Annotated in this window: 9 protein-coding genes; 6 read left to right on the plus strand and 3 right to left on the minus strand. The window is 72.4% G+C overall.

What is annotated here, in order from left to right; genetic code table 11:
• Positions 1-176: 176 nt before the first annotated feature.
• Genes GV126_RS25315 through GV126_RS25340 form a run of 6 tightly spaced genes read left to right on the plus strand, consistent with a single transcriptional unit; the run spans position 177 to position 9,611 of the window.
• Positions 177-1,805: a stealth family protein gene (locus GV126_RS25315; protein ID WP_236570099.1), complete on the plus strand. Its 1,629-nt coding sequence runs from the start codon at positions 177-179 to the stop codon at positions 1,803-1,805.
• A 15-nt stretch (positions 1,806-1,820) separates the two neighbouring features.
• Entirely contained in the window at positions 1,821-3,452 is a 1,632-nt protein-coding gene (locus tag GV126_RS25320) for a sugar phosphotransferase (protein WP_159671001.1), read from the plus strand.
• Positions 3,449-5,212 carry a stealth family protein gene (locus tag GV126_RS25325; protein ID WP_159671004.1) on the plus strand — a complete coding sequence of 588 codons (1,764 nt, stop codon included), beginning with the start codon at positions 3,449-3,451 and terminating at the stop codon, positions 5,210-5,212. Before GV126_RS25320 ends, GV126_RS25325 begins: the two co-directional genes overlap by 4 nt.
• On the plus strand, positions 5,209-7,305 hold the full coding sequence (locus GV126_RS25330; protein WP_159671007.1) for a glycosyltransferase family 4 protein: 2,097 nt from the start codon (positions 5,209-5,211) through the stop codon (positions 7,303-7,305). Before GV126_RS25325 ends, GV126_RS25330 begins: the two co-directional genes overlap by 4 nt.
• A 13-nt stretch (positions 7,306-7,318) precedes the next feature.
• On the plus strand, positions 7,319-8,710 hold the full coding sequence (locus tag GV126_RS25335) for a GDSL-type esterase/lipase family protein (protein WP_159671010.1): 1,392 nt from the start codon (positions 7,319-7,321) through the stop codon (positions 8,708-8,710).
• A 46-nt stretch (positions 8,711-8,756) separates the two neighbouring features.
• Positions 8,757-9,611: an endonuclease/exonuclease/phosphatase family protein gene (locus tag GV126_RS25340; protein WP_159671013.1), complete on the plus strand. Its 855-nt coding sequence runs from the start codon at positions 8,757-8,759 to the stop codon at positions 9,609-9,611.
• 51 nt (positions 9,612-9,662) lie between these two features.
• Here the strand turns inward: GV126_RS25340 and GV126_RS25345 are convergent, their stop codons facing one another.
• The 3 genes from GV126_RS25345 to GV126_RS25355 form a co-directional block, all read right to left on the minus strand.
• Positions 9,663-11,792, minus strand: coding sequence for a 3-hydroxyacyl-CoA dehydrogenase NAD-binding domain-containing protein (locus GV126_RS25345; RefSeq protein WP_159671016.1), 2,130 nt, complete (start codon positions 11,790-11,792; stop codon positions 9,663-9,665).
• Positions 11,789-13,006, minus strand: a complete 1,218-nt coding sequence (locus GV126_RS25350) for a thiolase family protein (RefSeq protein ID WP_159671019.1) — start codon at positions 13,004-13,006, stop codon at positions 11,789-11,791. The genes GV126_RS25345 and GV126_RS25350 overlap by 4 nt, the downstream gene beginning before the upstream one ends.
• 217 nt (positions 13,007-13,223) lie before the next feature.
• Positions 13,224-14,513 (minus strand): ribonuclease D, encoded by a 1,290-nt coding sequence (locus tag GV126_RS25355; RefSeq protein WP_159671022.1) that lies wholly within the window; start codon positions 14,511-14,513, stop codon positions 13,224-13,226.
• Between the last annotated feature and the right edge of the window lie 92 nt (positions 14,514-14,605).

Here is a 14,605-nt window from a genome sequence, read left to right on the forward strand (position 1 = left end):
TTAAATTTCTATGTGAAACGCGTGATGGTTCTTACCTGCGCGTGGTGGTGCGGTCGCGGTTCGAGCCCGGGGGGCGCGAGGGCGGGCGACCGCGAGTGCTCAAGGGCCCACGGCCTGCGGGGGAATGGGGAGGATGGCTGTGATGCTGCGTGCCTCTGCCCGGAAGGGGCGGCGGCGTGACGGCCGTATCTGATCACGTCGTCGGCCGGGTGCCGAACCCGGCTCGGCCGTACTCCGGTGAGCGCCGCGCGGCGCCCGGTCCCGCGGTCGCCGCAACGACCACGCTGACCGCGGAGCACGGTGACGTCTACGTCGAGCCCGGGCTCACCCCGCTGGCGGCCCGCGAGGCCAACCGGTCCGCCCTGTCCGGCCTGCTCGACGCCGTCGGTGTCGCCCACTTCGCCGTGCGCGGCACGGTGGACCACGGCACGGTCGTCGCCGTCGCGGAGGAGGACCGGGAGCGGGTGCTCTCCGCCGTGTTCCGGGGGCTGAGCCAGTTCCCCGGCCACCTGAGCGTGGTGGATCCGGACTCGCCCCGGCCGGCCAAGCCGGTCTCCTCGCGCGACCCGCGGGCCTGGCGCGACGTCCCGAGCGCCCGGGTGCTGCAGATCAGCTGGTACCGCACCGACCCCGGCCGCCATCTGCTGCTGGGCCACGAGTACGGCTGCGCGATCGAGTTCTGGCAGCGGCAGGGCACCCACCTCGTGGCGCCGCGCGCCAACCGCGCCGCCTGGGCCGTCGCCGCCGACGGCAGCAATGTGCTCGGCGCCGCCCGGCTGTTCAGCCGCTTCGTCTCCGACTGGACCCCGGCCCACCTGGCGCCGGCGCTCGCCACCCGGCCGGAGTTCCTGGTCAACTGCGCGGACGACATCGCCTTCCCCGTCGACGCCGTCTACACCTGGGTCGACGGCAACGACCCGGCCTGGCAGGCGCGCAAGGCCCAGGCCAAGGGCGAGGTCTACCACGCCGAGTCGGCCAGCGACGCGCGCTTCATCAGCCGGGACGAGCTGCGGTACTCGGTGCGCTCGCTGCACCTGTTCGCGCCGTGGATCCGCAACGTCTACATCGTCACCGACGACCAGGTGCCGGCCTGGCTGCGCGAGGACCTGCCCGGGCTGCGCATCGCCACCCACAAGGAGATCTTCCGCAACCCGGCGGATCTTCCGGTGTTCAACTCGCACGCCATCGAGAGCCAGCTGCACCGCATCGAGGGTCTGGCCGAGCACTTCCTGTACTTCAACGACGACATGTTCATCGGCCGCCCGGTGGCCCCGCACGCCTTCTTCACCCCCACCGGAACCGCGCGCTACTTCCCGTCGCGCAACCGCATTCCGCAGGGCCCGGTGGTGGAGACCGACAGCCCCGTCGACGCGGCGTGCAAGAACAACCGGGCGCTGCTGAAGGAACGATTCGGCCGAGTGATCACCCAGCCCATGGAACACATCCCCTACGCCCTGCGCCGCTCGGCGATGGAGGAGGCCGAGCGCGACTTCCCCGAGGCCTGGGCCCGGACCTCGGCCAGCAGGTTCCGGGCCATGACCGATCTGTCACCGACCTCGTCCTTCGCCCTGTACTACGCGGCCCTGACCGGACGGGCACAGCCGGGCTCGATGCCCTTCACCTACCTCCAGCTCGCCGTGCCCGACCTCGCGGACCGGTTGCAGCGCCTGCTGGACGGCCGGGACCAGGACACCTTCTGCCTCAACGACGCCTTCTCCACCCCGGAGGACATCGAGGCGCAGCAGGAGCTGCTGGACGGGTTCCTCAACGCCTACTTCCCCACCCCCAGTCCCTACGAACGATGAAGCGGAGTTCATGACGTGCCCGACCCGACGTCGATGAACTCAGCGGTTCACGTCTACAAGCGGCTCGTTCCCCAGCCGGTGCGCTCGGTCGCCGCGACCACGCTGCCCGTCGGCGTGCGGCGCAAGGTCAAGGCCCAGCTCGCCCGGACCCTGCGGCGCCGCGAGGCCCGTCTGCACCGGCGGGCCCTGCGGCGGGTGCGCCGCGCCGGACTCGGCGGGTCCGAGCGCCGGACCCCCGCGCCCGACGGACGCATCGGCCACGTCCACGCCGGCCTCACCGCCGACCTCGCCCGCCGGTTCGACCACGATCTGGTGACCCAGGCCCTGGACGTCGCCGAGATCCCCTGGTTCGCCGTCCCCGCGCTCGACGACCGGCGGATCTGCCTGGCCGTCGACCAGCGGGACAAGGGCGCTGTCCGCCGCGTGCTGCGCGCGCTGCTGGAGGAGCACACCGGCTACGTCGTCTCCGTCTCGCCCGCCAGGAACGACACCCAGGACACACCCGGCAGCCACATGAAGGCGTGGAAGCACTACGGCAAGGCCCGCGTGATCCGTGTCACCTGGCTGCGGACCGACCCCACGGAGAACCTGTGGGTCGGCGAGGACCAGGGCATCGAGATCGAGTTCTGGACGGTCAACACCGCACTCGCCACCGAACGCCTCATCGGCCCGCGCCCCAACCGGGTCCAGCGTGCCGTGCCCAGCGACGCACCCGGCGTCGAGATCGGCCTCGACCGGCTGTGCGGCTACAGCGACATCGACGGCGACCTCGAACCGACGATCACCCTGGAAGGCTTCGACGTGCCACGGCTGGAGGAGATCGACTTCCCGGTCGACGCCGTCCTGCTGTGGCAGCACCCCACCCCCTGGGGCGAGGAACTGCTGCGGGCCGCGCTGCGCTCCCTGCACCAGTACGCGCCCTGGGTGGACGTCGTCCACGTGGTCGCCGAGGCGCAGCCGCCGGCCTGGCTGCGCGCCGGGGAGCGGCTCACCGTGCTCGAGGCCCGGCCCGGCGCGCAGTGGCTGCTGCACCGGCTGCCGGACGTGGCCGAGCACTTCCTGCTGCTGCGCCCCGGCGCGGTGCTCGGCCGGCCGGTGCGGCCCTTCGACTACTTCACCCCGGACGGCCAGAGTCGCCCCCGGCGCGGCCCCTGGAACGCGCAGGAGTCCTTCGCGCCCTGGTCGCGTGCCGCCTACTCCGCCACCGGCCGGATCACCGCACACGGCTACGCGCACGGACCCCAGCCGCACCGCGCCGAGATCTTCGCCCGGCTGGCCGAGGCCGGTCCCGCCCCCCTGCAGCTGCCGGACGGCCAGCTCGCGCCCGCGGTGCCGGGCACCCACCCCCTGGACGGCCTGGTCCACCACTTCGCGCAGGTCAACGGATTCGCCGAGCCCTCCGGTGAGGCGTCCGTGGCCCTGCACGCCGCGCTGCCCGGCATCGGCACCCCTCTGGAACGGCTGCTGGTGCGCCGGGACACCCAGCAGATCCAGCTCTTCGGCCTCGGCACCGACGAGGCGCACCGCACCGGCGGAACCCAGGCGGTCGTCGACTTCCTGCACCGCTACTTCCCCGTCCCCAGCGTGTTCGAGGAGGACCACACGTCCGTGCCCGGCACCGTCGGCGAGGCGGTCGGCCACCGGTGAACACGGGCAATCCCGAGGCGTCCGCTGCGGTCGGGGCCTACCGCAGTTTGGTACCCGCCGGCCTGAGAGGCCGCATCGCGCGGGTGGTCCCGCCGCGCTTGCGCACCCTGCTCAAGCAGGTGCTGCGCCGCCTGCACGTCTTCGGCGCCCTGACCCGGCTGCTGCGCGGGCTGCGGGCCCGCCGCCGCTGGCCGCACCTGTTCCAAGGCGGCGAGCGGCTCGCGGCGCTGGCCGGGCCCGGAGCCCGGATCGCGCTGGTGCGGCCCACCGTGTCGCCGCTCGGCCTGCGCGAGGCCAACCTCGAACTCGTCGTGACCGCGCTGGAGGAGGCGGGCGTCGACTACTTCGCGATCCGCGGCGCCTCCGACTACCGGTCCTGCCTGGCCGTCGCCGAGGCCGACCGCGCCCGGGTCGCCCGGGTGCTCGCACGCCTCGCCGAGCACAGCCCGGTCTATCTGCACGCCTGTCGCGGCCAGGCGGCCCAGGGCCGTGCCGTGCTGTGCGGTTCCCGGCCCGGACGGCGCCTGCCCCGGCACGCGTCCGTCCTGCGGATCGGCATGGTCTGGAGCGATCCGGCCGGCTCCCTCGTGCTGGGCCTGGAGTACGGCTGCGACCTGGAGTTCTGGCAGCGCCGTGAAGGCCGCCTGGTCGCCCCGCGTCCGAACCGGGTCACCGAGGACGTCGCCCTCGACGAGCCCCGCGTCACCGTTCCGGTCAGCCGGCTCACCGGCTTCGCGGCCCTGCACACCCGCCGTACCCGCGCCGTGCGGACCATCCGGCCCTGCGCCGAGCCCCTGCCCGAGGACGTGCGCTTCCCCATCGACGTCGTCTACACCTGGGTCGACGGCAACGACCCGGCCTGGCAGCAGCGCCGGGCCGCGTTCGGCCCCGGGGGCTACCACACGGAGTCCGCCAACGCCGCCCGTTACATCAGCCGCGACGAACTGCGCTACTCCCTGCGCGCGCTGGAGCAGAACGCGCCCTGGGTGCGCCACGTCTACCTGGTGACGGACCGCCAGCGGCCGGCCTGGCTCAACGACGGCCACCCGCGGCTCACCGTCGTCGACCACTCCGAGATCTTCGACGACCCGGCCGCCCTGCCCACCTTCAACTCGCACGCCATCGAAAGCCGTCTGCACCACATCAAGGGCCTGGCCGAGCACTTCCTGTACTTCAACGACGACATGTTCCTCGGCCGCCCCGTCACCCCGCAGGACTTCTTCCTCTCCAACGGCATGACCCGCACCTTCTTCTCACCGTCCCAGGTACCCCGCTGGGACCTCACCCCCGGGGACCGGCCGGTGGACGCCGCCGGCAAGAACAACCGGCGGCTGCTCATGGACCGCTTCGGCACCGCCCTGGTGCAAAAACTGCGGCACGCACCGTACGCCTTGCGCCGCAGCGTCCTGCAGGAGATCGAGCAGGAGTTCGCCGAGGAGCACAGGAGGACCTCCTACAGCCGGTTCCGCAGCCCCACGGACATCTCGGTCCCGTCCTCCCTGTACCACTACTACGCGTACCTGACCGGGCGTGCGGTGCCCTCCCAGATCGCCTTCGCCTACCTCGATCTGGCCAAGCCCGAGATCCGGCGCCGGCTCGGCATCCTGCTGGCCCGCCGCGACCGGCAGGCGTTCTGCATCAACGACACGCTCTCCGACGGCCACGACACGGCACGCCAGACGGCGATGCTCCGCACCTTCCTGCAGGCGTACTACCCCGTGCCGAGCCCCTTCGAGCGCAAGGAGCGTGAGACCCGGTGAAGATCTCCTTCCTGATCAACAACGTCTACGGCATCGGGGGCACCAACCGGACCGTCATCAACCTCGCCGAGGCGCTCTCCGTCCACCACGACGTCGAGATCGTCTCGGTGTTCCGGCGGGCCACCACCACCAAGTTCGAGATCTCCCCGCGCGTGACGGTCCGGGCCCTGGTCGATCTGCGCCCCGGCTCCCCCGACCGCGGCGCGGCCGGCAGCGACGAGCCCAGCGACGTGGTGCCCCGGCAGGAGGAGTTCTACGCGCAGTACAGCAGGTTCACCGACGGCCGGATCATCCGGGAACTGGAGCGGACCTCCGCCGACGTGGTGGTCGGCACCCGGCCCAGCCTCAACCTGTTCGTCGCCGCCCACACCCGGGACGGCGCGCTGCGCGTCGCGCAGGAACACATGACCCACCTGGCCATCCCGCCCGCGGTACGCGCCGAGATGGCCCGCGTCTACCCACGTCTGGACGCCATCACGACCGTCACCGAGGCGGACGCGCGCTCCTTCCAGGAGAACACGCCGATCCCCGGCATCCCCGTGATCGGCATCCCCAACAGCGTGCCCGAGCCGTCCGTCACGCCCTCCGACTGCACCCGCAAAGTCGTCGTCAGCGCCGGACGCATGCACCGCATCAAACGGTACGACCTGCTCATCCGCGCCTTCGCCCGCCTCACCGAGGACTTCCCCGACTGGCAGCTGCGCATCTACGGCGACGGCGGGGAGGCCGGAAAACTGCGCGCCCTGGTGACCGAACTCGGCCTCACCGGCCGGGCGCTGCTCATGGGCGGCTTCTCGCCGATCGAGTCCGAGTGGGCGAAGGGCTCCATCGCCGCGGTGACCTCCAGCGCGGAGTCCTTCGGCATGACCCTGGTGGAGGCCATGCGCTGCGGGCTGCCGGTGGTCTCCACCGACTGCCCCGTCGGCCCCCGCGAGATCCTGCGGGACGGCGAGGACGGGTTCCTCGTGCCCAACGGCGAGGTCGAGGGCATCGCCTGGGGCCTGCGCCGCCTGATGGCCGACGAGTCCCTGCGCCGCACCATGGGCGCGGCCGCGCTGCGCAACGCCGCCCGCTACGACCCGGCGGCCGTCGCCGACCGCTACCTGGAGCTGTTCGCCGACGCCGCCCGCCGCCGCGCCGGCGCCGACCGCGGCTACCGCGCCCCCGCCGGCGCGCGGAAGGCGGGCGCCGACCGGCTCACCGTGCCGCCCCTCACGCTCGGCGCCGCCACCGTCGACGTCACCGCGGACGACGCGGGCTGGCTGCGGCTGTCCGCCGAGGGACCGGGCGAAGGCCGCCGGCGCTGGCAGTTCGTTTTGCGTCACAACCCGTCCGACGGCGAGCCCCGCCCCGAGCTTCCCCTGCGCACCTCCCGCACCGCTCTGGACAACGGCGGAACCCGCTACACCGCGGTGATCACCCCGACGGCCCTCGACGCACTCGGCGACGGCCGCTGGCAGGTGACCATGAGCACCGCCAAGTCGCAGACCGTGCACATGAAGGCAGGGCTGCGCGACACCCGGGCACTGATCGACGCGCGGGCCCGGCTGGTCGCCCGCCCGCCGACCGGCCCCGTCGTCTGGAACCTGCCGTACGCCCAGCCCAACGGGCGGCTGATGCTGCGCACGGTGCTGCGTGAGCACCATGCCGAGTGCACCGGCGTCGAGGTCGGGGAGGGGCGCATCACCGTGCGGGGCGTGCTGTGCGGAGAGCGCCGGATCGAACCGGGCGCCCTGTTCGTCGTCAGCCGCCGTGGTCCGCGCACCCAGAACGTGTCCGTCCCCGTCCAGGTCCTGGGCCGGCAGGCCTTCCGGGCCGAGGTGCCGGTGCGACAGGTGGTCGACCGCCGACTGGAGCGCTGGGAGGACTGGGACTGGTGGCTGCAGCCGGACCCGGCCGACCGGCGCAAGGTGCGTGTGTGCCATCTGCTGGAGGACTTCCCCGACGTCAAGGGCGCCTACGCCTACCCGTCCCTGCCGATGGTCGGCGACGAGGCCTCCCCTTATGCCGTGGTCCACCCCGCCCGCCCGGTCTGGGTACGGCCGTACTGCTCGGCCTCGGGAGCCATGGCCATGAACGTGGTCGACCGATAGGGATGGACGAGACGTGAACCGAACCATATTCGTGCTGGGCGACTCCGTGCCCGCCCCGCGGACGGAGGACGAGGCCCCCATGGCGGGCTGGGGCCAGAAGATCGAGGACCTCCTCGTCGGCCCGGTCGAGGTCGCCAACTACGCGCGCAGCGCGATGACCACCCGCAAGTACTTCACCGAACGCTTCCCGGCGATGCTCAACCGCATGAAGCGCTCGGACATCGTGCTGATCGGCTTCGGCTGCGTCGATCACATGATCCACAACGGCACCCGCTACGTGCCGATCCCCGAGTACCGGGAACTGCTGCGGCTGTTCGCCACCTATGTGCACCAGGAAGGGGGCATACCGGTGATGGTCACCCCCATGGCGCGGTACGCCTTCTCGGCGACCGGCGAGGTGCTCAACACGCTGGGCCACTATCCCCAGGCCATGCGGGAGGTGGCCGACCGTCTGGGCGTCCCCCTGATCGACCTCAACCAGCGCACCACGCAGCTGTGGTCGGAGATCGGCCCGATGCGGCTGCGCCAGTACTTCAGCTGGGTGGACGCCGGGGAGCACCCCCTGCACCCCGACGGAAGCATCGACTCCACGCACCTGAACCACACGGGTGCCTCCGAAGTGGCCCGGATCGTGGTGGCCGACCTGTGCAACCTCGGGGTGCTCGACAAGGCCGACGTGAGCGTCGAACGGCTCATGGAGCCGCCGGTGATGCCGCCGCTGTCGGGCGAGTTCACCGTCCAGACCCCCGAGGCGGCCCTGTACGCCCAGCCGGTGGGCGAGGCCCCGAGGATCACCAAGCCGGCACCGGGCGGCCTGGCCGGGCCGATGGTGAAGCTGACCGGTGCCGCCGCGCCCGGCACGCACTATCTGCTCTTCTTCGAGCAGGGCCACTACCTCGGCGGTACCGGCGTCGGCAGTGCCGGCCAGTGGTCGTGGCGGCGGTCGGTGAACTGGCCGGCCGGCGACCACGTCGTGCAGTGCGTGGGGCTGCGCGCCGACGGCTGCTCGGCGGCGGTCGAGCACCGCTTCACCGTGCTCACCGACGTTCCCCCGCCCGTCGTGAACGGGCCGGCCGACGGCGCCTTCTCCGGGCCGCGGCCGCGCTTCTCCGGAACCGTGCGCCCCGGCGTGACGAAGATCGTCCTGCTGGAGGGGGACGTGCTCATCGGGGCGACCGGCGTGAACGACAACGGGGAATGGGCGTTCACCCACGCCCATCCCTGGCGCCCCGGTGTGCACACGGTGAATGTGATCGCCCTGTTCGGCGCCGCCGAGTCCGCGCCCACCCCCCGCACGTTCAAGGTCGTCGGCATCCCCGACGACAGCCCCATCCGTGCGCTGGGTGCCTCCCGGCACGCCTGCGGCGACGTGTGCGAGCACCGACCGTTCGCCGGCGACTGGTGACGGCCGGGGGCGCTCCTGCGAGCCGACGGGCGGAAGGGCAGGGGACGTGCGGAGCAGGCTGAGGCCGTGGTGGCCCGCGGGCGCCGCGGCGGTGCTGCTCGTGGCGGCGCTCGCCGTCCCCGGCGGCAAGGACAGCTCCCCGAGCGGGCCGGGGACGGTCCGCGTCCTGCAGTACAACCTCTGCGGGGCCGCCGCGGCCTGCCCGTGGAACGCGGGCGGCTCGGGACCCGGCACGTCCGTCGCGCGGCTGGTGCGTGAGGCGGCGCGGCTGCGACCGGACCTGATCACCGTGAACGAGATCTGTCTGACCCAGTACAGCGGTCTGAAGGACCGACTGGCCCGCGCCGGCCTGCGCATGGACGGAACGTACGCCTCCGCGCTGGACAACGTGCCGGCCTGCGGCACCAGCGGCCGCTTCGGATCGGCGGTGCTCAGCCGCGGTGACGTTCCCGACGGCCGGCAGGACTACCGCCGCTTCACGCACACCGGGGCAGAGACCTACACCGGAAAGGGCCGTACGGCGCCCGTGCACAGGGGACTGCTGTGCGCCCGCACGCGCCTGGACGGGATGCGGCTCGTGGCCTGCACGGCCCACACCTACGCCAAGGCCCCGGAACAACTGCGCGAGATCCGGGACCGGATGGCCGAGTTCCCCGCGGACCTTCCCCTGGTGCTCGCCGGGGACCTCAACCTCCCGCCCCAGGCACCGGCTCTCGCCCTTCTCACGGATCGCTTCGTGGAGGCCGACGCCGCCCGGAGGGCCACCGCCGGCGGCCGGAAGATCGACTACGTGTTCGCCACCCGGCGCCACTTCTCCGCGCGGGACGCGGACGTCCGCACGTTTCCCGAGTCCGATCACGCCCTGGTCCAGGGGCTGTTCGCCCGGCGGTCCGGAACCTGACGAGGAAGGGCCCCCGCACCGGCGGGGGCCCTTGTCACGCTCCGGCGAGCACTACGCCGGGACCGAGGCCACCCCGGCCGGCAGGAACCTCTTGCCGTTGACCCGCTCGCTGACGCCCTCGCGGTCCAGGTACGGCGTGATGCCGCCCAGGTGGAAGGGCCAGCCGGCGCCGGTGATCAGGCACAGGTCGATGTCCTGGGCCTCGGCGACGACGCCCTCGTCGAGCATCAGGCCGATCTCCTGGGCGACCGCGTCCAGGACGCGGGCGCGGACCTGCTCCTCCGTCAGGACCGTGTCGCCCTGCTTGAGGAGCGCGGCGACCTCCGGGTCGAGCTCGGGCTTGCCGCTGTCGTAGACGTAGAAGCCGCGCTTGCCGGCCTCGACGACCGCCTTGAGGTTGGGGGAGACCGTGAAGCGGTCCGGGAACGCCTGGTGCAGGGTCTGGGAGACATGCAGGCCGATCGCGGGGCCGACCAGCTCCAGCAGCACCAGCGGGGACATCGGCAGGCCCAGCGGCTCCACCGCCTTCTCCGCCACGGCCACCGGGGTGCCCTCGTCGATGACGTTCTGGATCTCGCCCATGAAGCGGGTCAGGATGCGGTTGACCACGAACGCCGGGGCGTCCTTGACCAGCACCGCGGTCTTCTTCAGCTTCTTCGCCACCGCGAAGGCCGTGGCCAGCGCCGCGTCGTCCGTCTTCTCGCCGCGGACGATCTCCAGCAGCGGCAGCACCGCGACGGGGTTGAAGAAGTGGAAGCCGACGACCCGCTCGGGGTGCTTCAGCTTCGAGGCCATCTCCGTCACGGACAGCGAGGAGGTGTTCGTCGCCAGGATCGCGTGCTCGGGCGCGACCGCCTCGACCTCCGCGAACACCTGCTGCTTGACGCCCATCTCCTCGAAGACGGCCTCGATGACGAAGTCGGCGTCCGCGAAGCCCTCCGCCTTGTCCAGGACACCGGTCACCAGCGCCTTGAGGCGGTTGGCCTTGTCCTGGTTGATCCGGCCCTTGCCGAGCAGCTTGTCGATCTCGGCGTGGACGTAGCCGACGCCCTTGTCGATGCGCTCCTGGTCGATGTCGGTCAGGACGACCGGCACCTCCAGACGGCGCAGGAACAGCAGGGCCAGCTGGCTGGCCATCAGGCCCGCGCCGACCACGCCGACCTTGGTGACCGGGCGGGCCAGGTTCTTGTCGGGGGCGCCCGCGGGGCGCTTGCCGCGCTTCTGCACGAGGTTGAAGGCGTAGATGCCCGCGCGCAGTTCGCCGCTCATGATCAGGTCCGCCAGGGCCTGGTCCTCGGCGTCGTACCCGGCCTGCAGGTCGCCGCTCTTGGCGGCGGCGATGATGTCCAGGGCCCGGTAGGCGGCCGGGGCCGCGCCGTGCACCTTGGAGTCGGCGATGAACCGGCCGCGCGCCACGGCCTGGTCCCAGGCCTCGCCGCGGTCGATCGCCGGGCGCTCGACCGCGATCTCGCCCTTGAGGACCGACGCCGTCCAGATCAGCGACTGCTCCAGGAAGTCCGCGCCCTCGAAGATCGCGTCCGCGATGCCGAGTTCGTAGACCTGCTTGCCCTTGAGCTGCCGGTTCTGGTTGAGGCTGTTCTCGATGATGACGGTCACGGCGTTGTCGGCGCCGATCAGGTTCGGCAGCAGGGTGCAGCCGCCCCACCCGGGCACCAGGCCGAGGAAGACCTCCGGCAGGGAGAACGCCGGGAGCGCCGCGGAGACCGTGCGGTAGGTGCAGTGCAGGCCGACCTCGACACCGCCGCCCATGGCCGCGCCGTTGTAGTACGCGAAGCTCGGCACCGCCAGCTGCGACAGCCGCTTGAAGACGTCGTGGCCGCCCTTGCCGATGGCCAGGGCGTGCTCCCGCTCCTTCAGCAGCTCCACACCCTTGAGGTCGGCGCCGACCGCGAAGATGAACGGCTTGCCGGTGATGCCGACGCCGACGATCTCGCCGTCCGCGGCCTCCTTCTCCACCTGGTCGATCGCGGCGTTCAGGTTCGCCAGCGACGCCGGGCCGAAGGTGGTCGGCTTGGTGTGGTCCAGGCCGTTGTCCAGCGTGATCAGCGCGAAGCGGCCGGCGCCCAGCGGCAGGTCGAAGTGGCGTACGTGGGCGCTCGTGACGACCTCGTCCGGGAACAGGTCCGAGGCCTGCTTCAACAGCTCGGCGGTGGTGCTCACTTGTCCCCCTCGAAGTGCGGGTTCTCCCAGATGACCGTCGCGCCCATGCCGAAGCCGACGCACATGGTGGTCAGGCCGTAGCGGACGTGCGGCTGCTCCTCGAACTGGCGGGCCAGCTGCGTCATCAGGCGCACACCGGAGGAGGCCAGCGGGTGGCCGAAGGCGATGGCGCCGCCGTACTGGTTGACGCGCTCGTCTTCGTCCGCGATGCCGTAGTGGTCGAGGAACGCCAGGACCTGCACGGCGAAGGCCTCGTTGATCTCGAACAGGCCGATGTCCGAGATGGACAGGCCGGCCTTGGCCAGGGCCTTCTCCGTCGCGGGGATCGGGCCGTAGCCCATGACCTCCGGCTCCACGCCCGCGAAGGCGTAGGAGACCAGGCGCATCTTGACCGGCAGGTCGTTCTCGCGGGCGAAGTCCTCGCTCGCGACGATCGACGCGGTGGCGCCGTCGTTCAGACCGGCCGCGTTGCCCGCGGTGACCCGGCCGTGCACGCGGAACGGCGTCTTGAGGTGCGCGATGGACTCCAGCGTGGTGCCCGGGCGCATCGGCTCGTCGGCGGTGACCAGGCCCCAGCCGGTCTCGCCGCCCTCCGGGTTGGTCCGGCGCACCGAGATCGGCACCAGGTCCTGCTGGATCTTGCCGTTGGCGTACGCCTTGGCGGCCTTCTCCTGCGAGCGCACCGCGTACTCGTCGGCGCGCAGCTTGGTGATGTGCGGGAAGCGGTCGTGCAGGTTCTCCGCGGTCATGCCCATGAACAGGGCGGACTCGTCGACCAGCTTCTCGGACACGAACCGCGGGTTGGGGTCCACGCCCTCGCCCATCGGGTGGCGGCCCATGTGCTCGACACCGCCCGCGATGGCGACGTCGTAGGCGCCGAAGGCGATGGAGCCGGAGACGGTGGTGACGGCGGTCAGCGCGCCCGCGCACATGCGGTCGATCGCGTAACCGGGGACCGAGGTGGGCAGGCCCGCGAGGATGCCGGCCGTGCGCCCGATCGTCAGGCCCTGGTCGCCGATCTGCGTGGTCGCGGCGATGGCGACCTCGTCGACCTTCTTCGGGTCCAGGCCGGGGTTGCGGCGCAGCAGCTCCCGGATCGCCTTCACGACGAGGTCGTCGGCGCGGGTCTCGTGGTAGATGCCCTTCGGGCCCGCCTTGCCGAACGGGGTGCGGACGCCGTCGACGAAGACGACGTCCCTGACGGTACGAGGCACGATGGCTCTCCTCCAGGGTGCGGGGTGGCACTGCTGCGGCGCGCAGCGCTGAGCGCGCGCTCAGCGCTCATGCTACTCGTGGGTAATGTCACTGCCCAGTCCCCACGCCCCAAGCGGCGAACGTCACACCCGCCGACGGCCGCGGCGCGGCCGGCTTCCACGGGCGGACCGCGGCGTACGAGGCACCGCGCCACGCGGCGGCGGAGTGCCGGGGTGCTCAGGCGCCCGTGCCGCGCAGCGCGTCCGCCAGCACCGGGGCCACCTGCTCCACCTGCCACGGCCGCGCGCCGAACCCGGCGAGCGCGGCCCCGACGGACTCGGGGTCGATCACCCGCGGCGGCCCCCAGCACAGCCGCCGCACGGCGTCCGGCGAGATCAGGTTCTCCTGCGGCATGGTCAGCCGCTCGGCCAGCGCGGAGACGGCGGCTCGCGCCGCCGTCCGCCCGGCCGCCGCGGCCGGGTCCTTGTCGGCCCACGCGCGCGGCGGCGGGGGTCCGGTCACCTGCTGCCCCTGCTGCGGCAGCTCCGACTCGGGCAGCGCCTTGGCCCGGTCCACCGCGGCCTGCCACTGCTCCAGCTGGCGTCGCCCCGTGCGGTGCCCGAAGCCGTTCAGCGCGGCCAGCGCGTGCACGTTGGAGGGCAGGGCGAGCGCGGCCTCCACGATCGCCGCGTCGGACAGCACCTTGCCCGGGGAGACGTCCCGCCGCCGGGCGATCCGGTCCCGGGTCTGCCACAGTTCGCGGACGACGGCCAGCTGCCGCCTGCGCCGGACCTTGTGCATCCCGGAGGTGCGCCGCCAGGGGTCCTTGCGGGGCTCGGGCGGCGGCGCGGAGGCAAGGGCGTCGAACTCCTGCGGGGCCCAGTCGAGCTTGCCCTGCCGGTCCAGCTCCTTCTCCAGCGCGTCGCGCAGGTCGACGAGCAGTTCGACGTCCAGCGCCGCGTAGCGCAGCCATGGCTCGGGCAGCGGCCGGGTGGACCAGTCGACGGCGGAGTGGCCCTTCTCCAGGACGAAGCCGAGCACGTTCTCGACCATCGCGCCGAGGCCGACCCGCGGGAAGCCGGCGAGCCGGCCGGCCAGCTCGGTGTCGAACAGGCGGGTGGGCACCATGCCTATCTCGCGCAGGCAGGGCAGGTCCTGGGTGGCGGCGTGCAGCACCCACTCCACGCCCGACAGCGCCTCGCCGAGGCCGGACAGGTCCGGGCAGGCCACAGGGTCGATCAGGGCGGTCCCGGCGCCCTGGCGGCGCAGCTGCACCAGGTAGGCGCGCTGGCCGTAGCGGTAGCCGGAGGCGCGCTCGGCGTCGACGGCGACGGGGCCGGAGCCCGCGGCGAACGCGGCGACCACCCGGTCGAGCGCGTCGGCGTCGGCGATCACGGGCGGGATGCCCTCGCGTGGTTCGAGCAACGGGATCGGCGCCCCCGTGTCAGAAGTTCCGCCGTCGTCCGGAGGGGCGCCTCCGGTGGTTCGCAGTGAGCTGTCTGCTGCGGTTTCTTGGGCGTCGGTCACATGTCAAGAGTATCCGTGCATGGACGGCGCCCGCCGACGGAACGTTCCGTCGGCGGGCGCCGGGGGGTCGTAAACCGGTCAGGCCGGTGACA

Source organism: Streptomyces mexicanus (assembly GCF_902506575.1).
Taxonomy (GTDB): domain Bacteria; phylum Actinomycetota; class Actinomycetes; order Streptomycetales; family Streptomycetaceae; genus Streptomyces; species Streptomyces mexicanus.